Origin of the sequence: Pontibacter actiniarum (assembly GCF_003585765.1) — a bacterium.
Taxonomy (GTDB): domain Bacteria; phylum Bacteroidota; class Bacteroidia; order Cytophagales; family Hymenobacteraceae; genus Pontibacter; species Pontibacter actiniarum.
On the sequence record NZ_CP021235.1, the window covers coordinates 1,101,603 to 1,123,164 of the forward strand.

General features: G+C 52.6%; 16 protein-coding genes. 4 read left to right on the forward strand and 12 right to left on the reverse strand.

What is annotated here, in order from left to right:
• Positions 1-10: 10 nt before the first annotated feature.
• The 10 genes from CA264_RS04780 to CA264_RS04825 form a co-directional block, all read right to left on the reverse strand.
• Positions 11-793 (reverse strand): ParA family protein, encoded by a 783-nt coding sequence (locus tag CA264_RS04780; RefSeq protein WP_025605058.1) that lies wholly within the window; start codon positions 791-793, stop codon positions 11-13.
• Between the two features lie 7 nt (positions 794-800).
• Positions 801-1,481, reverse strand: a complete 681-nt coding sequence (locus CA264_RS04785) for a metal-dependent hydrolase (protein ID WP_025605059.1) — start codon at positions 1,479-1,481, stop codon at positions 801-803.
• A 469-nt stretch (positions 1,482-1,950) separates the two neighbouring features.
• On the reverse strand, positions 1,951-3,594 hold the full coding sequence (locus tag CA264_RS04790; protein WP_025605060.1) for a beta-N-acetylhexosaminidase: 1,644 nt from the start codon (positions 3,592-3,594) through the stop codon (positions 1,951-1,953).
• Positions 3,595-3,920: 326 nt separating this feature from the next.
• Entirely contained in the window at positions 3,921-4,721 is an 801-nt protein-coding gene (locus CA264_RS04795; RefSeq protein WP_237151175.1) for a YsnF/AvaK domain-containing protein, read from the reverse strand.
• Between the two features lie 48 nt (positions 4,722-4,769).
• Entirely contained in the window at positions 4,770-5,267 is a 498-nt protein-coding gene (locus tag CA264_RS04800; RefSeq protein WP_025605063.1) for a YsnF/AvaK domain-containing protein, read from the reverse strand.
• 422 nt (positions 5,268-5,689) lie between these two features.
• A complete protein-coding gene (locus CA264_RS04805; RefSeq protein ID WP_025605064.1) occupies positions 5,690-8,143 on the reverse strand; it encodes an LEA type 2 family protein in 2,454 nt (817 codons plus the stop codon).
• 54 nt (positions 8,144-8,197) lie between these two features.
• Entirely contained in the window at positions 8,198-8,692 is a 495-nt protein-coding gene (locus CA264_RS04810; protein ID WP_025605066.1) for a DUF6438 domain-containing protein, read from the reverse strand.
• A gap of 6 nt (positions 8,693-8,698) precedes the next feature.
• Complete coding sequence (locus tag CA264_RS04815) at positions 8,699-9,301, reverse strand: hypothetical protein (protein WP_025605067.1); 603 nt, start codon at positions 9,299-9,301, stop codon at positions 8,699-8,701.
• Between the two features lie 90 nt (positions 9,302-9,391).
• On the reverse strand, positions 9,392-11,221 hold the full coding sequence (gene yidC / locus CA264_RS04820) for a membrane protein insertase YidC (RefSeq protein ID WP_025605069.1): 1,830 nt from the start codon (positions 11,219-11,221) through the stop codon (positions 9,392-9,394).
• Between the two features lie 31 nt (positions 11,222-11,252).
• Positions 11,253-12,866, reverse strand: coding sequence for a CTP synthase (locus CA264_RS04825; RefSeq protein ID WP_025605071.1), 1,614 nt, complete (start codon positions 12,864-12,866; stop codon positions 11,253-11,255).
• Positions 12,867-13,164: 298 nt separating this feature from the next.
• Here CA264_RS04825 and hslV point away from each other — a divergent pair, with 298 nt between their 5' ends.
• Together hslV and CA264_RS04835 are read left to right on the forward strand one after the other, a co-directional pair.
• Positions 13,165-13,707, forward strand: a complete 543-nt coding sequence (hslV, locus tag CA264_RS04830; RefSeq protein ID WP_025605072.1) for an ATP-dependent protease subunit HslV — start codon at positions 13,165-13,167, stop codon at positions 13,705-13,707.
• Positions 13,708-13,931: 224 nt separating this feature from the next.
• Positions 13,932-14,903: a deoxyhypusine synthase family protein gene (locus CA264_RS04835; RefSeq protein ID WP_025605073.1), complete on the forward strand. Its 972-nt coding sequence runs from the start codon at positions 13,932-13,934 to the stop codon at positions 14,901-14,903.
• 80 nt (positions 14,904-14,983) lie between these two features.
• On the opposite strand, the gene CA264_RS04840 is transcribed toward CA264_RS04835, so the two are convergent.
• Both CA264_RS04840 and CA264_RS04845 read right to left on the reverse strand, forming a co-directional pair.
• Complete coding sequence (locus tag CA264_RS04840; protein ID WP_025605074.1) at positions 14,984-17,194, reverse strand: catalase; 2,211 nt, start codon at positions 17,192-17,194, stop codon at positions 14,984-14,986.
• 470 nt (positions 17,195-17,664) lie between these two features.
• Positions 17,665-18,216, reverse strand: a complete 552-nt coding sequence (locus CA264_RS04845; RefSeq protein WP_025605076.1) for a 2'-5' RNA ligase family protein — start codon at positions 18,214-18,216, stop codon at positions 17,665-17,667.
• Positions 18,217-18,577: 361 nt separating this feature from the next.
• Between CA264_RS04845 and CA264_RS04850 the strand changes: the two genes are divergently transcribed.
• Complete coding sequence (locus CA264_RS04850) at positions 18,578-20,503, forward strand: ABC-F family ATP-binding cassette domain-containing protein (RefSeq protein ID WP_025605078.1); 1,926 nt, start codon at positions 18,578-18,580, stop codon at positions 20,501-20,503.
• A gap of 183 nt (positions 20,504-20,686) precedes the next feature.
• Positions 20,687-21,532, forward strand: a complete 846-nt coding sequence (locus CA264_RS04855; protein WP_025605080.1) for a hypothetical protein — start codon at positions 20,687-20,689, stop codon at positions 21,530-21,532.
• Positions 21,533-21,562 lie beyond the last annotated feature (30 nt).

The following is a 21,562-nucleotide window of genomic DNA, read 5'->3' on the forward strand; positions in this document are numbered from 1 at the left end:
ACTCGTATGGTTATTTCGCCAGCACTACGCTGTTCTTCTCTGCTATCTCGCGGGCCAGGTTCAGGTAGCTCAAGGCTCCCTTGCTCTCGGCATCGTGCAGCAGCGCTGGTATGCCAAAGCTTGGCGACTCGCTTAGTTTCACGTTTCTTGGGATGATCGTGTCGAATACCATTTGCTGGAAGTGCGTTTTCACCTCTTCCACCACCTGGTTACTCAAGCGCAGACGCACATCGTACATCGTGAGCAGAATGCCCTCTATGGCCAGCTCCGTATTCAGGCGCGACTGGATGATCTTGATCGTATTCAGGAGCTTGCCTAAGCCCTCCAGGGCAAAGTACTCGCACTGCACCGGTATCACCACGGAGTCTGCGGCGGTGAGAGAGTTCACCGTAATCAGGCCCAGCGAGGGGGAGCAGTCAATGATGATGTAGTCGTACTGCTGCTTGAGGCTGCTCAGCGCCACGCGCATCTTCTCCTCCCGGTTGTCCATGTTGATCATCTCCACCTCGGCGCCCACCAAGTCGATGTGCGAGGGGATGAGGTCGAGAAACTCGATGTTCGGCGACTGCAGGATAATATCCTCCGCCTTTACGTCCTCCACCATGCACTCGTAAATGCTGCTGGTGATGGTGGCAGGGTCAAAACCGAGGCCCGATGTGGCGTTGGCCTGCGGGTCGGCGTCTACTAAAAGCGTTTTATATTCTAAGGCTGCCAGGCTGGCTGCGAGGTTAATAGCCGTCGTGGTTTTTCCTACGCCACCTTTCTGGTTTGCAACCGCTATAATCTTTCCCATTCTTTCCTTATAGTTCAATCGTTTGACCTATCTCCATCAATATAAGTTCCTTGTCTGCCATCTGCGCCACCTCCATTACTTCCTCCTTGTCAATTTTGATGTACGGGAAGGTGTCAAAGTGCATGCCGATCACCTTGTCTACCTGCACGAAGTCGGCCGCAATCATGGCGTCATGCACATCCATAGTGAAGTTGTCCCCGATTGGCAGCAGGGCAAAATCCACGTCGAATTGCTCCGGAATGAGCTTCATATCGTAGGTGAGGGCGGTGTCGCCGGCGTAGTAAAAAGTCTTGTTCTCTGTTTCCACCACAAAGCCCGCAGCGGTGCCGGCGTAAGTGCCGTCTGGCAAAGAGCTGGAGTGGACGGCGTTCACCATTTTAACCGTTCCGAAAGGCAGGGTCACTTTACCGCCCGTGTTCATCGGGTGCAGGTTCTCCAGCCCTTTGGCGCCGTACCAGTTCGTTATCTCGAAGGTGGCGATGATGGTGCTGTTATTGTTTCTGGCAATCTGCTCGGCATCGTGCACGTGGTCCTGGTGGCCGTGCGAAAGCAGAATGTAGTCTGCCTTAATATCGTCTACGTTTATGCTGGATGCTAACTCGTTAGGGGAGATGAAGGGGTCGAATAACACGCGGTTCTCTCCGATTTCAAATAAGAAGCAAGACTGGCCGTAGTACGTTATTTTCATAATCTTATCAAATTAAGCGCTTATTTTATCTACGCAAGATACTTTATACTTTCACAAAGATACATTTTTTTAGCCACAAAGATGGCCCCAAATTGTGCCTTGAGTGTTTATTTTTCCACATCTGGCAAGCCTTTTTCAACAGGTGGCCAGCCCGCTAAACAGCAAACGAAAGAGACGGGGTTTCCGTACAAGCGCCTCCTGTAAATCCAGCTTTTCAGTTCCTCGCCGTCCGCACTACTTGCTTTGCTTCGCCGTGCCCGAAAGGCGCTCTAGCCTGGCGCCGTAGTGTTAGCCGGTTCTTCTGCAGATGCTGGTCCTAAGGTGGCAGGTACGGGAGATATATTTGGTTATACTTAGTTATGATTCTGATGTTTAACCGGTGGGGTATTAAGCTATTGTTTTAGCCGTAAAACAGCAATGGCTGGTAGTATAACTACCAGCCATTGCTTTGTGGTTAAGATACGTGTCGCTACTGCGCATCCAGGGTCCAGTTAGCATAGTCGGTGCAGTAGCTGCTGCCCCAGGCTTTGTACCTCGGGATCACATTCTGCTCCAGCCTTCGCTTAAAGTCATCAAAGTTCTTCTGCCCAGGGTCGGACCACAGCGCCTCGCTCAGGGCTGTCATTCGCGGGAACACCATGTACTCTACTTTAGCCGGGCTGCCCATGTATTCGGTCCAGACGTTGGCCTGTGCGCCCAAAATATACTTTGCCTGCGGCTTGCCTTGCAGCGCCTGCGGAACGGGGCTGAAGTTGTAAACGGCGTCCAGCGGGTTATAGCCGTGGATGGCCAGGCTGTCGTTGGGATTTTGGGTTTGGTAATGGTCAAAGTAAAGCGGCTTGCCCGGCGACATGATCACGTAGTGGTTGCGCATGGCTGCTGCGGTCCCTTCTTTGTCACCGGCCCAGTTCATCACAACGGTAGAGGTGTCCAGGTCGCCCTCCAGTATTTCGTGCCAGCCAATCACTTTTTTGCCTTTGGCGGAAAGGTACCCCGCCACTTGCTCCACGAAGTAAGTCTGCAGCCCCTTCTCATCTTTCAGGTTGTGCTGCTTAATGAATTCCTGTGCCTGTGGGCTGGCTTTCCACCACATTTTACTGCACTCATCGCCGCCGATGTGGATGTACGGAGACGGAAACAGGTCGGCGACCTCCTCAAAAACGGCTTTTAAGAACTTAAATGTTTCCGGCCGTGGGGCCAGTACGTTGTTCTGGCGGTTGTACATGCCCCAGGTGGTTGCTACGTTCCAGGTGGTGTCGGGGCGGGTGCTGAACTCAGGGTAGGCGGCAATGGTGGCGCGGCTGTGGCCCGGGATGTCGATCTCAGGTATAATGTTGATGCCGCGCACCTTGGCGTAGGCAATAACCTCCTTTACTTGCTCCTGTGTATAGAAGCCGCCGTAGCGCGTGGAGTCGTAGCGGGCAGGCTTATCTTTAAAGTGCCCGATGAGCGTGGCGTTGCGCCAGGAGCCGACAGTGTTAAGTTTGGGATAGCTTTTGATTTCAATGCGCCAACCCTGGTCGTCCGACAGGTGCCAGTGAAAGTTGTTGAACTTATGGAAGGCCAGGTAGTCAATATATTTCTTAACGAATGAGAGCGGGAAGATATGGCGGCTAACATCCAGGTGCATGCCGCGGTAGCCGTGTTGCGGGAAGTCAACGATTTTCACCGGCTCCACCTGTACCTTGTTTGCCTGCTGCACCGGAAACAGCTGCAGCAGCGACTGTATGCCGTACACAACTCCGTTCACACTGCCGGCTTTAAGCGTTACCTTTCCGTTGGCAGATTCCAGTACGTACATTTCCGGCTTTGTGACCGTAACGGTATCGAACTGCAGCGTAATGCCTGACTTTCGAGCTCCCTTGCCATTTGCCTCTAAGGAAAGGTTAAGGCCTGTTTGCTCCTGCAGCAGCTGGCGCAGGTAGTCGGCTTGTGGCTTAAACCGGGCGTCGTAATAAATGCGGCTGTCGCTACTCAGGGTAACAGGTTTACTCTTCAGGCTGTGTACCTGTTGCGGCTTTGGAATGATGTTGGCTGCGTATTGCGCCTGCGTAGAGCGGGAGAGAAGCACGAAGCAAAGCAAGCAGCCTAAGAAGGCAAGGGTGTTTTTCATGTAAGAAACAGTTAAGGGTGTGGCTGGTCTGGCTGCACAGGCTGATACAGGCCAGCCGCTAGCTGGTTAAACAAAGCCAAATATACTTTTAACTTTTGTTTTCCCCGGGGCTGTTGTTATAAACAAGCGTGCTGCCTGTGTTTTATACTTCATGCCTTTGTTTAGGTGCGCGATGTAACTTCGTTGTTTATTAGCAAGTTGACACTTGTTTATCCTTAAGAAGTATAAGCTTATGCCCGCAAGGGAGGCCCTAGACAGCGGGCAAAATAAAAGCGCTAGCTGATAGAACAGCTAGCGCTTTTTTAGTTACAATCTGCTGGTGCAGATTATTTCTTGTCTGTGCCTTTGCGTTTGTCCTGCGGTGGTAGTTTGTCTACCTCCACGTCCTGCTTGCGCACTGTACCGCGAATGGTTTCATCACGTTCGGTGGCTTCCTTACCAAGTTTTACCTCTTCTACCACGCGTGCTTCTTTGTTTACCATTGGGATCTCGGCGTGCTCTGTCATTGTGCGCTCGCCTTCCTTAAAGTTAGCCAGGTCTTTTTCGCTGGCCGGGCGGTTTACTTTATTGCGCTCAACGTGCACATGCTCTTCCCGCAGGCGCAGGTGCTCCTCTACAGGGCGCTCTACAATGCGGCTGCGTAATCTTACGCCACCAGTTTCGACTTCGCGCTTGCCAACTTCCATGTTCTCTTCCACTACCGGGATAGAGGAGTTAGATCCTGTCCACTTACCTTTGCTGGAGGTAGACATGTTTCTTTGCTGGGCCGCACGCTCGTTTACGTCGATTGCGCCACACTTATCCAGTGTTTCTGCCACTTTCTTGGCCTCGTCTTTTGAGGTGGTGTGCACGGTAACCACAGAACCATGACGGGCAACCTCAGAGTATCTTGCCGATTCGTCGCGGTTGTCAATCAGGGAGTTGAAGAACTGACCCGTTCTTTGGTCATTGTCTCTGTTCTGCGGCTGCTGTGCCGGGGTAGCGCTGTTTTTGTCAGCGGCACCGTTTACAACCACATCTATCTTACTGTTCGGAATACCCGCTTTCTCCAGCTGCTGTGCAGCCATCTGCGCGTCTACTCCATAATCAAAAATACCTATTACCGTTTGCTTATTCATGTTGTTCATAGCTTTCTTTTTGTTCTTTATAGTTCTACATTCTTCCAAGCCTGTTTATCAGGCCTGGTCTTCGTTGCTGTGTCTGCTGTTGACTCTGTCAACGTTTACTTCCTCCTTGCGGAGTGTCACCTGTTGCTTTTCGTGCGTCTGCACTTGCTTCCGTGTTACATGAAGCTCCTCTACCAGTACCAGGCGTTTCTGCACAACAACCTCTTCTTTAAGTACTGGTATGATCATTTTATCTCCTTCGTATCGAACAGGAGGGGGAGGCGTGTCTACGTGTTGGTTAATGGCCACCCGTACCACGTCAATTTCCTCGTGCGTCAGCGGCACATCCACTTCTACCTGCTCCTCGTGCACATCTTTGCTGATGCGTACGCGGCCGGTTTCCACCTCCTTTTTGCCTACCCGAAGCTCCTCTTCCACCACAGGAATGGTTTCTGTAGCGCTCCGCGTTTCGGGTTCAGGATGGTGGTTCTGTAGTGATGCCGCCTGGCTCTCCTCCAGTTTTTGTTCGAACTCAGATTTTTGTACTTTATCTTTTCTGTTGTTCATTTCCGTTTAGTATGGCCATATTTTAATATAGCTTTTGTGAGTGTTTGTTTAGTCTGCACTCTACAATATTTTACGGCAAGCTTTGGCTTCCGTTGGCTGTACGCGTCAGATTAAGGCCTTGTGTTATGCCAGCCCTTCTCAGCAGGATTGGTGCAGGGGCATGAAAGTTTGGTGAATGCACAACTTTCATTAGGGAGCGCGAAAACATCGTGAATATAAAATTTTGGCGGATAAGTACAGAAAATTTAGGTCTGTTGCATGTATGTGTAAATAGTACAAGTCTGGCTGCTTAATCTGATACAGGTGCTAGCAAGGCTGAACGGCACTGAATGCAGCGGATAAGGCCGCGTAATACCCAGGTATGGGCGCGTAGGCACATGCGGTACTTGAGGAGGCTCATTGCGGCTTCTTCAGCCAAGCTTTTATTTGGCTTTTTTCTTCTGCCTGAACAGCACGGCCTTCTGCCACCTTTCCAGGTGAACGAATGTGTCCTGTAGCTTTGGGTTAGCGGTATGAATTGTGCCGGAGGCGTTCAGGTAAAGCTCTCGCTTTTTGCTTTTCCCCATCAGCTTGGCAAAAAAGGCCCTGGCTACTTCTCCAATGCCCAGGCTCACGGGTAGCTTCACCACGCTGTTGCCGAGCGGTATGTCATACGTGCGGTTAATGGTGCCACAGGCGTCCAGCAGGTTCTGGATGCATACGCTGTACGACAGGTTTTTCACCTCCAGGTCTTTTGTGTTGACATTCTGTATCTTTACAAGCGCATTGAACACCACACCCTTCGAAAAACTGAAGCCCCGCAGCTTTAGCTTCTGCAGCTTGGCAAACGGCACTTTCGGCGTCGGTATTTGGAAGGTGTTGCTAAAGGTCACCCGCTGTCTCTCCAGCTCTTCGATCCGGTACACCAGCGTAATGCTCTCCACCAGGCGCATGTTTTTCTGCTCCTGTAAGCGCTGCAACTGCTCTTGCCATAAACCATAGTTTACGGCCAGGGTTATCCAGGCAGACTGGGTACCATTAGCGGGCAGGGTCTTGGCTATACTTTCATGGCTAATGGCAAAGGTGTCGCTTTCGTGCACGAGCTGCACGGCAAGGCTGTCGATGTAGAAGTTCACCGGCAGCGGGTTCTTTACGTTGATGTTAAGCCTTACCCAAGCCGTGTCATAAGCCATGGTGATATCGAGCGTGTCGATGCTGGTGATCTTCGGCAGCAGCTGCTGGCCTCCCATGCCCTTTGTTAAGTCCAGTTCTCCCTCAAATGCCAGGTTTAGCTTGGTGGGGCCAAGTATAGCGTTGCTGCTCAGGAGCATGGCGGTTGCCTGTAGCTGGTAGTGCCAGTCAGAGCTTCCCTTTAGCGCCTTCTGAATCAGCTGGTTCAGATCGTCCGCCGAGAGCCGGATCGGTACTTCCACCACACTGTCAGTTTCGCTTATTTCGATCGGGGCTGCCGTGTGGCCTTGCAGGGTAATACCATCGCTCAGCTGTAGCTTGTAGTCTAGGTTCTTGATGCGCAGGTCAGGCAGGTTTGTACTTTTAACCTTCAGCTTCAGGGCCAGGTAGGCTCCCTTGCTCGGGCTAAGCTCTCTTACTTCCAACCCGGCCACCTGCAGTCCCGCTTGCCCCGCCACCGGGACGTGCACCGTTCGCTGAAGTGTAATTTTCTCCCTTTGTGCACCCTTCAGGTTGTAGATCAGGTTCAAGCTTAATTCCAGGTCAATGCTCTTCTTCCCCTGTGCCCCCTGCATGAGTTGCTGATAGGCGCTTTCGTTTACCAGCAGGTCCAGGCGCAGCGACTGGTTTCCGTTTTTGGGTAGTACCTGCTCAAAATCCTGCGTTCCTCTGGCAATCACTTTTCCTTGGTGGCGGATATAGTAGGAGGCACTGTCGATGTAAAAGGGGATAGGCGCGGGGTTGTGCACCACCAGGTCTGCGTGTAGCCGGGTCTGCTCTTCGCCAGAGTCTATCTCCAGCCGCTTAACCTGCTTCACCGACGGCAGGTAGCTTTTGCCGGAGCCCATTTTGCCGGTATCAAACGTGCCGTTTTTTTCAATCGCCAGCTTAAAAGAGTCAAAAATGGGGTGCTGGCTCTCTATGTGGGCCTCCACGCGCGCCTCGTAGCTCCAGGAGTCATCGCTGGAGAGCAGCTTTTCTATGAGGGCAACGGCATCAGCGGTTTTCAGCCTGACAGGAACGGTTAGCAGTTTGTTACCTCGCTGCAGGTGGAAAGTGGTGTCTACGTTACCTGAAATCGTAAGCGAATCGCTAAAGCGAATGTCATACTGAAAGTTGTCAATGGTAAGGCCCGGCAGGTCTCGGTTTGTCGCGTCGATTTTGAGTAGGAAAGAATAGCCCGAGTCTGCGCTGAAGCTGCGGACCTCCACGTTTTGCAGTTCCAGGGCCGGGGCTTTGGCTACAGGTACCGTTAAGTTGCGGTTCAGGGTGATGCTTTTGGCACTGAGCAGGGGCAGGTCGAAGAAAACATCCATGGCAACGCCCAGGCGAAGGCTGTCTTTATCCTGCTGCTCCTGCAGGTGCTTTCTGTACCTTTCGAACTGGAGCAGCAGCTTAAAGTCCAACACTTTGTCGCCAAGAGGTGGCAGAGTGCTGGTAGAGGTCATCTGGCCCCAACCCAGTGTGTCGCCCTCATCCGTAATCGTATAGTGCACGCTGTCTATGGCAATGGAGAGAGGGATCCTGTTCTGCACCTGCACCCCTGCGTTCACAAGGGCGGTGTCTGTAACTAAATCCAGCTTAAGGTACTCTATGCCCTCTACTTTGGGGTAATACTTTTTCTTGAGGATGTAGTAAAGCGCCCCGCCTACGAGCAGGACGAACAGCAGGGATAACGTAAGCCACTTGGTTTTCTTATGAGACATTTGCTTTCCAGTTCTTCTTGCAGCCTGTTTGGTGTTTAGAAGGATGCGTCGTTTTTAGCGCTGCTTCACCTTCTGCCGGACCAGGTCCATTATGGTACTGTCTAACCTTGCCTGGAGTTGCTGGAGTGCCGCTGGCCCTCCCTGCTGGTGCTTTACGCGCTTTACCTCTCGGCCTTGCTCATAAAACGTGATGTAAGTAGCGGGGAGGTCGGTGTAGGGAGAGCTGTAGCTGTTTTCCCAGGTGGTGTAGTCTGTGCTTCGGATAAGAGCCTGTAGCTCCTTTAGCTCTTTCTTTGGCAGGCAAAGCTGTAGCGTGTCCTGGACGGGCACATGCCGGAGCCCTTCGTATCGGACGCTGCCATCGGTGTAAAAGGTGGCGTTGTAAGAGGGGCAGGTGCCGTAGCAGGGTGTCTTCTGGAAGAGCAGCAGGGGCTCCGGCGGTTCCTGGCTCTGGCTGTTGCAGGAAGCGCTCCCGGCGCAGCCGGCCAGGAGCAAAACGCTGAGGCAGGTGAGCTGTAGCAGCATGAGTTTCTTTAGGAGGATCAGCATCGGCGACTAATTAGGCGTTTGCTCCAGCTTGCGGAATCTTCCGTTCTCGAAGACGTAGGCCTCCGGGGCGCAGCCGTTGCACTGGCTGTAGTCCACCGTGGAGTCTGGCGGGTTTACAATGAGCAGGCGGCTGTCTTCGCTATACCTGGCACCCATGCTGCTTTGCACCTTGTCGAGCACCTTTCCTGTTTCGCGGTCCACTACCACGTGCTGCTGGCAGCCGGTGCCGCAGCCAACTGTCACCAGGGTATACTTTGCGGCAAAGTTTACGCCTTCTGCCATGCCTTCGCGCAACATGGTGCGGTAGGTGCGGGCATCGGAGTGGCTGCTTTCGTCGAGCGGGGCGAGCTTGCCGCGGTACATGCTGCCGGCGCTGTAGTTGCCGCTGTTCAAGTACTGCTCCGTTGTGATGCGGTAGCGGTCGTAGAGCTTTGTGCCGGCCGTGTCGCTGTACGGCACAGTGAGGGTGTCTTCCGCCAACTCCTCTGCCAGCTCCGGGTGGGTGCTGGCCAGGCCGCCTTCATGGTTTGCCTTCTCCTGGCAGCCGACCAGGGCCAGGGGGAGCAGCAGGAGGTAAGGGGCTAGGTGTTTTTTGATCTCTTTGTGCATATGTAGTGCATACGTTGGCACGGGCCGTATAGCTACAAAAAAAGCCTTTCCGGGTTCGGAAAGGCTTTTTCTAAGGTTCAGGATGAATGCTTATTTCTTGGCTTTGCGCTTTTGCTGCTCTTGCTCAGCCGCTTGGCGCATCGCTTCCTGCATACGCTCGGTAAACGACGGGCCGCCTTTTTTCTTCTTCTCCTTAATCTTGTGCTTGTTATCCTCTAGTCGGGCACGTACTTTCTTCTCGTCCACAAACTTACGGATGGCCGCCTGCTGGCCGAAAGTAACGATGTTAGAAACGAAGTAGTAGAAGCTAAGGCCGGCAGGGAAGGAGTTCAGTACGAACATGAAGATCACTGGCATTAAGTAGCTGTAGAACTTCATCGGGCCCTGCATCGAAGAGTTTATCTGGTTGTTAGACCAGGTGTAGAGTATCGTAGATGCCGTCATCAGCAAGGTAAACATACTTACGTGGTCACCATAGAAAGGAATGGTGAACGGCAGTTTGGCAAACACATCGTACGTAGAGAGGTCCTGAGCCCACAGGAAAGGCTCCTGGCGCAGCTCAATGGAGTTCGGGAAGAAGTTGAACATCGCAAACAGGATCGGCATCTGCAGCAGCATTGGTAAACAGCCGCTGAGCGGGCTCACACCCATTTCCTGGTAGAGCTTCATGGTCTCCATCTGCGTTTTCTGCATGTCACCGTCGTTGCGCTCCTTGATGGCGTCAATCTCAGGCTTCAGCACTTTCATCTTCGCCATGGATACATACGATTTGTAGGTAAGCGGGAAGAGGATCGTTTTGATGTAAAGCACCAGCAGCAGGATGATGATACCGTAGTTGGTGATGTAGTTCTCCAGAAAATCGAACGCAGGGATGATGAGCCACTTGTTTACATAGGAGAAGATACCCCAGCCCAGGTACAGGTTATCGTCAAACTCGTTGCCGATCTGCGTCAGGATGTTGTAGTCGTTCGGGCCGAAGTAGAACATGAACTCGCCTTTGCCGCTGAGCACATCCGCTGTAGGGATATACATTTCAGAGGCAAGCGTTTTCACTACCGAAGAGTCGGCAAGGTCTACGTCTGCCACCAGTTTGGCACCGGCAAACTCGCCGCCGGCAATAATACCGGCTGTAAAGAAGTTCTGCTTGTTTGCCACCCACTTCACCGGCTGCTCTACAAGGGCCTCTTCTTTGTCTTCGGCGATGGAAAGGCTTTCAAACTCTTCCTCTGCTGTAAAGTAGTTAATGGTAGACTTAGCTCGGTTTTGCTTCAGGTCGCGCTCCAGCTGCTTCAGGCGGTCTGTCCAGCTGAAAGTGATGGTGTTGCCGGCGATCTGCTGCTCCAGTCCTTCGAAGTCCAGCTTGTAGCCCATCAGGAAGTTCTCATCATAGAGGGTGTACACCTGCTCTATGTACTGGCCATTGCCCAGGTCCGCGCGGAAAGCGATGGTCTTGCCTGTCTTGCCGTTCTCAGCCACTTCCTTCACCTCAGATACGTTGAAGTATAAGTCGGACAGCTGTACTCTTTTGCCTTGCTTTGTCTGGAAGGTGATGTTGGTCTCGCTGCTTTCGCTGTCGAACAGTGTCAGCGGCTCGCCCTGGTAGGTTTTGTAGTTCTTCAGCACTACTTCCTCTACCTGGCCACCTTTGCTGTTAAAGGTTACCACCATGTTCTGGTTTTCGACCGTGGTGGTGCTGGCCTCGCCTGTTGCGGCAGCGCCAAAAGCACCCAGAGCTGCTGCTCTGCGAGCCTGCGACAGCGAGTCTTCTTCAGCAACTGCAACCGTCTGCACTTGCTCTACCTTGGCTGTTTCCTGAATTGCTTTCTGCTTAACGGGCTCCTCCGGGCTTGTAAAAAAGAAGGAGTAAGCCAGCAGCAGTACGGCAATCAGTCCAAAGCCAATCGCTTGATTTCTATCCATTTACTGTTTCTTGAATTGTGGTGTATTGTGCTTATTTAGATTTAGCATAATTAATAGCCGCTTTCACAAACTTTACGAACAGCGGGTGTGGGTTCAGCACAGTGCTTTTCAGCTCCGGGTGGTACTGCGCAGCCACAAACCACGGGTGGTTCTGCAGTTCGATTACCTCTACCAGTCCGGTGTCCGGGTTAATGCCGGTGGCATGCATGCCCGCCTCTTCAAACGCCTGTAAGTACTTGTTGTTGAACTCGTAGCGGTGCCTGTGGCGTTCCGAAATCTTTGACTTCCCGTAAATAGAATAAGCCTTTGAGCCTCTTTTTAGTTCACAAGTATAGGCACCTAATCGCATAGTTCCGCCCATCTGCGTGATTTGTTTTTGATCTTCCATCATGTCGATCACCGGGTGTGGCGTTTCCGGGTCCATCTCGGTAGAGGCCGCGCCTTGCAGCCCCAGCACGTTGCGGGCAAACTCCACGGCGGCACACTGCATGCCCAGGCAGATACCCATGAACGGGATGTTGTTTTCGCGCACGAAGCGGATTGCCTCCAGCTTGCCTTTGAAACCGCGCTCTCCAAAACCTGGCGCCACCAGTACGCCGTCCATACTTTGCAGCAGGCCGGCCACGTTCTCGTCTGTGATGTTCTCAGACTGGAACCACTTGATGTTTACTTTGCACTCGTTGGCCGAGCCAGCATGCACAAAAGACTCGATGATGGATTTGTAGGCATCCGGAAGCTCCACATACTTACCCACCAGGGCGATGTTAACCTCAGAGGTCGGGTTTTTCAGGCGGCCCAGGAACTCTTTCCAGGTATCCAGGTTGGGATCTGCCTTATGCATCAGCTTCAGCTTGGTGATCACCCGCTCGTCCAGCTTCTCCTTGCGCATCAGCAGCGGCACGTCATAGATCGTCTCCGCATCAATAGACTCAATCACTGAGTTCTGCTTCACGTTACAGAAAAGCGCGATCTTCTTGCGCAAATCTGCCGGAATAGGGTGCTCTGAGCGGCAAACCAGGATGTCTGGCTGTACACCGGCCTCAGAAAGGTCGCGTACCGAGTGCTGTGTCGGCTTTGTCTTCAGCTCTCCGGCAGCTTTCAGGTACGGCAGCAGTGTCAGGTGAATAACGCAGGTTTCGTTCACGCCCAGTTCCCAGCGCAGCTGGCGCACGGCCTCAATAAACGGCAGCGACTCAATATCGCCCACGCAGCCGCCAATCTCAGTAATGACAATGTCAAACTCCCCGCTTTCGCCCAGGAGCAGCATGCGGCGCTTTATCTCGTCGGTGATGTGCGGTACAACCTGCACCGTTTTGCCCAGGTAGGCCCCCTCACGCTCCTGCATGATCACATTGTAATAAATGCGACCGGTCGTTACGTTGTTCGCCTGCGAGGTTGCCACGTTCAGGAAGCGCTCATAGTGGCCCAGGTCCAGGTCGGTTTCGGCGCCATCTTCGGTTACATAGCACTCGCCGTGCTCGTACGGGTTTAGCGTGCCCGGGTCGATGTTGATGTAGGGGTCAAATTTTTGGATGGTTACAGAGTAGCCTCTTGCCTGAAGCAGTTTAGCAAGAGATGCGGAAATGATGCCTTTTCCGAGAGAAGATGTTACGCCACCTGTAACAAAGATATATTTCGTAGCCATAAGTTAGGTTAAACTTTATGGGCTACAAAGGTACTGGATTTATTTGATTAACCTGACAATTCTGGAACAGATGTGGTGACGTCATAGAGATATCTTTCTTAAAATTCAAGCCGTTCTGCGGGAAAAGGCAGGCGAAAAGTAGAATATATCGTCCTGGAGGTATGTTCTGCCACCCGCCAATCTGGCACAGTCCGGCGCTTTGGCTTTTTGTTTGCTTTAGCCGTAGCTTTACAAGTGGCGGCCCTATGCTAAAAAGGGCCTGCTGCTTATGTGCAACATCATAAACGAAACGGACAAGATGACGAAAATACGGTCAACCACGGTGTGTGGCATTTACCACAACGGAGAAGTGGCGCTGGGCGCAGACGGGCAGGCAACCATGGACAAGCACATTGCCAAGAGCAACGTGAAGAAGATCCGCAAGCTGCTGGACGGTAAGATTGTAACAGGCTTTGCCGGCTCTACTGCCGATGCCTTTACCTTGCTGGAGCGCTTTGAGGAAAAGCTGAATGCCTACCAGAGCAACATGAAGCGCGCGGCCATTGAGCTGGCTAAGGACTGGCGCAAAGACCAGTACCTGCGGAAGCTGGAAGCCATGATGGTGGTGGCTAACAAAGAGGAGCTGCTGATTATCTCCGGCACCGGCGACGTGCTGGAACCAGACAACCAGATTGCTGCCATCGGCTCAGGGAGTATGTATGCGCATGCTGCCGCTTTGGCATTAAAGAAGCACGCCCCACACCTTTCGGCAGAGGAAATGGTGCGCGAGGCGCTTACAATCGCCGCCGACATCTGTATCTATACAAACCACAACCTGATTATCGAAAAGCCCGCTAAGTAGGGTTTTACAGCCACTCGTTTAAAGTATAAAAAGATGCAGCACGCCTGAATCTTTTTATACTTTAGGTGTTATCCATCTGAAACTGGAAGCTAAAATTCCACCCGCATACGTCTGGTGTACGAACAGCTGCTGTTTATATGCCGTAAGGTATAAATCAGTAAATTTTAATAAATTGCCAAGCCAAACTGCCAGACGGGGCAGTGACTGGGACAAACAAATCAACTATGCAGGTAACAGATTTTTTAAAGAAACACTACAAGCATTTTAACGCAGCCTCTCTGATTGATGCTGCGGAAGGGTATAAAACGCACCTGAACAACGGTGGTAAGATGCTCGTGACGCTGGCTGGCGCCATGTCTACGGCTGAACTGGGCATCATTCTGGCTGAGATGATCCGCCAGGACAAGGTACACGCCATTTCTTGTACAGGGGCTAACCTGGAAGAGGATATCTTCAACCTGGTGGCGCATGATTTCTATGAGCGCGTGCCGCATTACCGCGAGCTTTCTGCCGCTGATGAGGAAGAACTGCTGAGCCGCCACCTGAACCGTGTAACAGACACTTGTATTCCGGAAGAGGAAGCCATGCGCCGCTTGGAGCATGTGGTGCTGAAGTACTGGGAAAAAGCGGACAAAGCAGGGGAATCATACTTCCCGCATGAGTTTTTCTACCAGATGCTGTTGTCAGGTGACCTGGAGCAGTATTACCAGATCGACCCGAAGAACAGCTGGATGCTGGAGGCTGCCAAAAAGAACCTGCCAATCATCTGCCCGGGCTGGGAAGACTCTACGCTAGGTAACATTTATGCTGGCCACGTGATCAGCGGTGACATCAAGAATGTGCATACCATGAAAACCGGTATCCAGTACATGATGGAGCTGGCCGAGTGGTACACGCAAACTGCCAAAGAAGAGTCTACTATCGGCTTCTTCCAGGTTGGCGGTGGTATTGCCGGTGACTTCCCAATCTGCGTGGTGCCGATGCTGCACCAGGATCTTCAGCGCGAAGGGGTGCCGCTTTGGGGCTATTTTGCACAGATCTCTGACTCAACTACCAGCTACGGTTCTTACTCCGGTGCAGTGCCAAATGAGAAAATCACGTGGGGTAAACTAGGGAAAGATACGCCGAAGTACATGATCGAGTCGGATGCTACCATTGTGGCACCGCTTGTTTTCGCGATTGTGCTGGATATGTAAGTATCATTCTCCTTAGGGAGCCAAGCATACAAAAGGGCTGCAGAATATTGCAGCCCTTTTCTTTTGATTTCACTTAAGCGTTACGCCGGCACCATCGACTTTTCTTCCCGGCCCCAGTGGCGGTGCTTCTTAATGGCTGCGATAAACGCGTCGGCAAACTCATCTGCGTCCGCGTCGTTACCGGCAGTTATAACCCCTTCGTCATCTTTTACTGTGCGAGAGGTGCTGCCGGCGTAGCTAACCCCGGCTATACCGGACTTTTCGAGCAGGGCTATGCCGTGCCCTGAGGTGGCGATTGTCTTGCAGTGTTTAAATGCCTCGTTTAAGAAATGCAGTGCATCTCCCTCTTTCATCATGGCTTGTATGCTCTTCTCACCGTCAGGTACGTAGATGGCATCATACATAATGGAGCCTGTGGTAAGGTGGCTTTTATCTACTTTCACTTCCTCTCCGGTGCTGGCTTTGCGCATGCCTAGCAGTTTGGAGACTATTTTTGCATGCGCGCCGGCCTCCATAAGTGCTTGCCTAACCTGTGTCAGCTCGTTGCAGTCGAACCCGTCTTCCAGGAGGATGGCCACCTGCCTGGATGTGGCGGTCTCCACCTTGTTGCGCTCCATACTTACCGCCGGGGATTCCTTGACTGATTGGCCTTTTTTCATTTTTTGGGAAGCCTCGTTGGCTTCATAGTGGCCCGTCGATTCCTGGTTAAAGTTCTCCGGGACATCCACTCCAATTCCTTCTGCTACCTTCTGGGCAAGCTCTTTGGATACTTTTGAGAAATGGCCTACCATGCGCCTTCTGATCTCTTCTGACTCTACTTTGCCTAGCTCAAAATGTGCCGCTTTGATGATATGCTTCTTCTCGGTGGCCGTCATGGAGTTCCAGAAGAGGGTTGCCTGGCTGTAGTGGTCGTTAAAGCTCTCGCTGCGCGCCCGTATCTTATGGCCCTCTACCCGTTCCATGTGGTGTACAAAGGCGCCCTGGTTTTCAGGAGCCATCATGGGGCAGCCGCCGCCGATAGAGTTTGGCCAGTAGTTCGCTTTGCCTTTGTTAATGGTCTGGCGCATAAATCCGGCTCCCTGGTGGTTGTGCACGGTGGTAACGGGGCGGTTTATAGGCACTTCTCCAAAGTTTGCACTACTAAAGCGGTTAATCTGCGTGTCGATGTAGGAGAACAGGCGGCCCTGCAGCAGAGGGTCATTGGTTACATCGATGCCCGGCACCAGGTTGCCCGGGTGAAACGCTACTTGTTCTGTCTCTGCAAAGAAGTTATCCGGGTTGCGGTTCAATACCATTTTACCGATCGGCTTGCGCGGTACCAACTCCTCCGGTATTATCTTCGTCGCATCCAGCAGGTCAAAGTCAAACTTGAACTCGTCTTCTTCCTCTACAATTTGTACGCTTAGCTCAAACTCTGGGTAGTCGCCCATCTCTATGGCGTCCCACAAGTCGCGGCGTAGCCAGTCCGGGTCCTTGCCTGCCAGTTTCTGCGCCTCGTCCCACACCAGTGAGTGTGCCCCAAGCATCGGGCGCCAGTGAAACTTAACAAAGCGGGACTTGCCTGCCTCGTTAATGAAGCGAAACGTATGGACACCAAACCCGTCCATCATCCGGAAGCTGCGAGGGATAGCCCGGTCAGAGAGCACCCACATAATCATGTGGTTTATCTCAGGCATCAGGGACGCAAAATCCCAAAAGGTATCGTGTGCGGCCGATGCCTGCGGTATCTCGTTATCCGGGTCAGGCTTAATGGAATGTACCAGGTCCGCGAACTTATTGGCATCCTGTATAAAGAACACCGGAATGTTGTTGCCAACCAGGTCATAGTTTCCCTCCTCCGTGTAAAACTTAGTTGCAAAGCCCCTCACATCGCGCACTGTATCAGCTGAGCCCCTGGAACCTACAACAGTGGAGAAGCGCACAAATACAGGGGTTTTAGAACTGGGGTCCGTTAGAAACTTAGCCTTTGTGTATTCCTTCATAGAGTCATTGTAAGGCTGGAAATATCCGTGGGCCCCTGAGCCTCTGGCATGCACTACGCGCTCCGGTATGGACTCATGGTCGAAGTGCGTCATCTTTTCGCGGAAGTGGAAATCCTCCATCACCAGCGGGCCGCGTGAGCCGGCTTTGAGCGAGTCATCTGTGTGGTTTATCCGTACCCCTTGGTCAGTGGTCATGTACTGGTCCTGCGGGTTCTCACGGAAGCTCTCGAGCTGCCGGTCTTTGCTGTGCTCATCCACCTGTGGCTTTGTTTTTCTCATTTGGCTGCTGCTGTTTTCTTCTTCGTTCATGTCTGATGGTTTTTGATTTGGTGTTTGCTTTGTATTGCATGTGGCTGGATGGGCAGGGGCGTGTATAACGCTAAAAAGACACTGCCATACGTAAGGGCCATTTTGCCAGAAGAACGAGGATAATTTCAACGTTGTTGGCTATAATTTATTTTAATTTATATTAAAATGAGATTAAAATTGTAGTTAGAAGCTATCGCCTGTCGTAGGAGGGCTAGGAAAAACAGCTTGGGTGCAGGCATGAGGAGGAGCAAACGCAAGTGCCGGCCTTTGTTTCCGGCGTTTCTACGGGAGTTTTCAATCGGAGAAGCTTGCTAAAACAGGGGCCGGACTGGCAGGGAAGCAAGTTGGGGAGGAAGCAGCCTCTATGGTACTTTAAGATGAGCGCAGCGTCTTTTTCTGTTCAACTTTCTGCACGTGTTGCTTCGAAAAAGGGCGATGTGGGGGGAGAGAAGGAAGGAGGGGCGGCAGGCTTAGCAAATCAGCTCCCGCCTGCCAAACCGGAACTCCTCGTCTTTCAGGAAGAACTCCCCGCATTTTTGAAGAATGGTCAGGTTGTCGAGCGTTATCTCCCAATTAAAGTTGTAGTTGCAAAGAAACGACAGCAGAGGGCCCAGGATCTCCGGAGTGGTGTCGCCGAGCGCCAGCGTAATGTGCGGCAGCCACAGGTTCGGGTTATAGTAGAGCCCCATTTCTGTGCTCATCTCAGAGACATCGCGGTGCAGGCGGCCGTGCAGTTGGTTCAATGGAGGGGTTCGAAGCACCGGGATGTAGACAACCGGGTTTTGCCCCGGGAAAACACCAAGGCCGGTGGTGCGCACGGTAAAGTTCTGAGACTCCATGCACATTTGCTCCAGGTACTGCTTTAGCTCCTCCATGTCCGGAACCTCGGCGGTCAGCAGCGTCAGGTGCGGGTAAGGTGTGATTTTAACACCACTCAGTCCGAATTTCTTCTCCAGGTGCTCCGTCAGTTCTGACACACGCTCTGAAGTTTTCTTGTCTAATAGCGAAGTGATCGCGATCATATAGTACAGCTCTTGGTATCTGATGTGCCGCAGTTAGTTACCACAGCATGAAGCGTAAATTATCTAAACGAGAGCGCGGCTGAATTGTTTAAAGCAGAACGGCCAGCCGCATGCGCTGTGCACGTGTTGCCATATACAGCCAAAGCCGGAGAGGGGGCACCCCGCTAAACGTCCCGCTGGTGACTGTACCTGTTCCCGGGTAGCCGTTGCTGGTGCTTCAGCCGCTTCTCTGAAAGCTGGCCCGGTCGGACCGGTGGCTTTTGGGGCTGCTTCGGCAGGTGGTGCACCTTTTCGGCAGCACGTATGTTTTCATCTCACGTGTAAAATTAAGTACCTTTGCTTTTCAAGTATACCGGAGCACATGATTTCCATTAACAACCTGAACTTTCACTTCGGCAGCCGCATCATGTATGAGGATGCCAGCCTGCATATAAAACCTAAGGATAAGATTGGCCTTATCGGGCTTAACGGTACGGGTAAATCCACTTTGCTGCGCCTTATCGTGGGCGAGTACAGCCCGGACAGCGGCAGCATCCAGATGAGCAAGGAAACCTCCATCGGGTTCCTGAACCAGGACCTGCTGAGCTATGAGACCCATGAAAGCATCCTGTCGGTGGCGATGCAGGCCTTTGGGGAGGCGGTGCACCTGCAGGAGCAGATAGATCAGGTACTGGTAGCGTTTGAGAATAACTTTCATGATAACCTGGTAGATAAACTGGCGACGCTACAGGAGCGTTTCGAGGCCCTTGGCGGCTATACCATGCAGGCCGAGGCCGAGGCGATTCTGGAGGGGCTTGGCTTTACGACAGAGGAGCTGCAGCAACCGCTGGCCTCCTTCTCGGGCGGGTGGCGTATGCGCGTGATGCTGGCAAAGATCCTGCTGCAGAAGCCCTCGCTGCTGTTGCTCGATGAGCCGACCAACCACCTGGACCTGCCCTCCATTAAATGGCTGGAGTCATACTTAGAGCGTTACGAGGGGGCCGTTGTGATTGTATCGCACGACCGTGAGTTTCTCGACCGCACCACAAACATGACCGTTGAGGTATCCGGTGCGAAGCTAAACGTATACGCCGGTAACTATAGCTTCTACTTAGAGGAGAAGGCCCTGCGCAACGAGATTCAGAAGGGAGCCTACGAAAATCAGCAGGCACAGATAAAGCAGGCGGAGCGCTTCATCGAACGGTTTAAGGCGAAAGCCACCAAGGCGAAGCAGGCGCAGAGCCGCCAGAAAATGCTGGACCGCATGGACCGCATTGATGATGTGGCTCCTGACGCGGCCAAGGTTAACTTTAGCTTTAAGTTTAACATCCAGCCAGGGCGCCACATTCTGCGCCTGGAGCACATGAGCAAAGCGTACGGCGACAAGGTTATCTTCCGTGATACGAATGTGCACATTGAGCGCGGTGATAAGATTGCGTTGGTAGGGGCCAACGGTAAGGGTAAGTCTACGCTGTTGCGCATTATAGCCGGCACAGAGCCTGTGAAGGGAAAGCGCGAACTGGGCCACAATGTTATCCTGTCTTTCTACGCGCAGCACCAGCTGGAGTCTCTGAACGTGGAGAACGACATGCTGACCGAACTGCAGCAGGCCGGTTCCGGTAAAACGGAGGTGGAGCTGCGGACCCTGCTCGGCTCGTTCCTGTTCACCGGGGACGAAGTGTACAAGAAGATCAAGGTACTCTCGGGTGGGGAGAAAAGCCGCGTGGCCCTGGCCAAGACGCTGATCTCGGAAGCTAACTTCCTGATGCTCGATGAGCCCACCAACCACCTCGACATGCAGTCGGTGAACATCCTGATTCAGGCGCTGGAGCAGTACGAGGGTACCTTTGTGGTGATCTCCCACGACCGCTACTTTGTGGAGAATGTGGCCACCAAGATCTGGTATATCGAGGATTACCAGCTGAAAGAGTACCCGGGTACTTACCACGAGTATGAGGCCTGGCAGGAGAAACGCGAAAAGGAGGTTAAAAAAGATACCGCGAACACACCGGCCCCCAAGGCAGAGAAGCAGCCCCGCGAGAAGAGCGAATTCACGCAGCTCAGCAACCAACTGAAGCAGGTGAACAAGCAGGTGAACGAGGTAGAGAAGGAAGTGCAGCAGCTGGAGCAACAGCTTGCCGCCCAGGAGAAGCACCTGGCAGACCCAGAGGTGTTCGGCGACGTGGAGAAGCTGCAGAAAGCCACCCAGGATTTTGAAGTCATCAAGAATAAGCTTGATAAGAAGCAGGAGCAGTGGGAAGAGCTAATGCTGGAGGCCGAGGAGCTGGAGATAAAAATGGCAGAGTAAAGCCTAACAACGAGTTAACAGTGATAGTAGTAGCGGCGGCTCCGGGTAACCTGGGGCCGCCGCCGCTGTTTTAGCTACGGAATGTTAAATTAATATTAATAAAATGTTATATCATTGAAACCAGAAGTGCAGTATTTGGATATAAGGATAATATAATAGTATGCTATTTATATATCAGCCTGTATGAAACAAACGCTGCGCACTCCCCAAAAAGCCCAACCGAGCCCCACTAAAGCCACTTCCAAAGCAAACCTGTCTTACCGCCTTTCCGGCGAGAGCCTGCTCCGCGGGTTGTATTGGTGTGCCGCTGCACTGGTGGTGCTGAACGTAATAGCGATCGTCTGCAAGTATACCACGGGCCATCCCAACGCCTGGGGCATTATCCCGCAGTTTGAGCTGGACGCAGAGCGAAATGTGCCCACCTACTTCTCGTCCTTTATTCTGCTGCTGTCCTCGCTTCTGCTTTTTGCGGTGTCCCTGCTGAAGCAGCGGGAGCAAGACAAGTTTACCTGGCAGTGGCGGCTGTTGTCGGTGGTGTTCCTATACTTGTCGGTGGATGAGTCGGCAGGTTTGCACGAGATGTTTATTTACCCCCTGCGGGACAACTTTCATCTGACAGGTATACTCTATTTCTCCTGGGTGATTGTGGGTGCGGGCGTAGTAATAGCCTTGGGGGCTTACTACCTGCCGTTCCTGCTTTCGCTACACTCCAAACTGCGGTTCAGGGTGATGCTGGCAGCGGTGGTGTATGTCGGAGGGGCTTTGGGGGTAGAGCTCTACGGGGGCTACTATGCGGATGCTTTTGGGTTAGACAATTTAGGGTACGCCCTTATAACCACGGTGGAGGAGACCATGGAAATCACGGGTGTACTCTTGCTGCTCCACGCGCTCTATAAGCACCTTAAGCAGCAGCTGGCGAGTGTAACCCTTGTTTTAAGCCCTGTGGCAGCCCCTAGCCGACAGCCCGCAGCCTTGGTGCCAGAGGCCGGATTGGCCTATCATAACCACCACACAGTAATCACCAACTAAGGCAGGTTTATGCCGGGGGCCACGGCAGGC

Bases quoted from the DNA above. Each gene is read 5' to 3' on its own strand.
- CA264_RS04850 (WP_025605078.1), top strand. From the start codon at position 18,578: ATGATTTCCATTAACAACCTGAACTTTCACTTCGGCAGCCGCATCATG.
- CA264_RS04790 (WP_025605060.1), bottom strand. From the start codon at position 3,594: ATGAAAAACACCCTTGCCTTCTTAGGCTGCTTGCTTTGCTTCGTGCTT.
- CA264_RS04840 (WP_025605074.1), bottom strand. From the start codon at position 17,194: ATGAACGAAGAAGAAAACAGCAGCAGCCAAATGAGAAAAACAAAGCCA.
- CA264_RS04805 (WP_025605064.1), bottom strand. From the start codon at position 8,143: ATGTCTCATAAGAAAACCAAGTGGCTTACGTTATCCCTGCTGTTCGTC.
- CA264_RS04835 (WP_025605073.1), top strand. From the start codon at position 13,932: ATGCAGGTAACAGATTTTTTAAAGAAACACTACAAGCATTTTAACGCA.
- CA264_RS04855 (WP_025605080.1), top strand. From the start codon at position 20,687: ATGAAACAAACGCTGCGCACTCCCCAAAAAGCCCAACCGAGCCCCACT.
- CA264_RS04800 (WP_025605063.1), bottom strand. From the start codon at position 5,267: ATGAACAACAGAAAAGATAAAGTACAAAAATCTGAGTTCGAACAAAAA.
- CA264_RS04825 (WP_025605071.1), bottom strand. From the start codon at position 12,866: ATGGCTACGAAATATATCTTTGTTACAGGTGGCGTAACATCTTCTCTC.
- yidC (WP_025605069.1), bottom strand. From the start codon at position 11,221: ATGGATAGAAATCAAGCGATTGGCTTTGGACTGATTGCCGTACTGCTG.
- CA264_RS04815 (WP_025605067.1), bottom strand. From the start codon at position 9,301: ATGCACAAAGAGATCAAAAAACACCTAGCCCCTTACCTCCTGCTGCTC.
- CA264_RS04795 (WP_237151175.1), bottom strand. From the start codon at position 4,721: ATGAACAACATGAATAAGCAAACGGTAATAGGTATTTTTGATTATGGA.
- CA264_RS04780 (WP_025605058.1), bottom strand. From the start codon at position 793: ATGGGAAAGATTATAGCGGTTGCAAACCAGAAAGGTGGCGTAGGAAAA.
- CA264_RS04785 (WP_025605059.1), bottom strand. From the start codon at position 1,481: ATGAAAATAACGTACTACGGCCAGTCTTGCTTCTTATTTGAAATCGGA.
- CA264_RS04810 (WP_025605066.1), bottom strand. From the start codon at position 8,692: ATGCTGATCCTCCTAAAGAAACTCATGCTGCTACAGCTCACCTGCCTC.
- hslV (WP_025605072.1), top strand. From the start codon at position 13,165: ATGACGAAAATACGGTCAACCACGGTGTGTGGCATTTACCACAACGGA.
- CA264_RS04845 (WP_025605076.1), bottom strand. From the start codon at position 18,216: ATGATCGCGATCACTTCGCTATTAGACAAGAAAACTTCAGAGCGTGTG.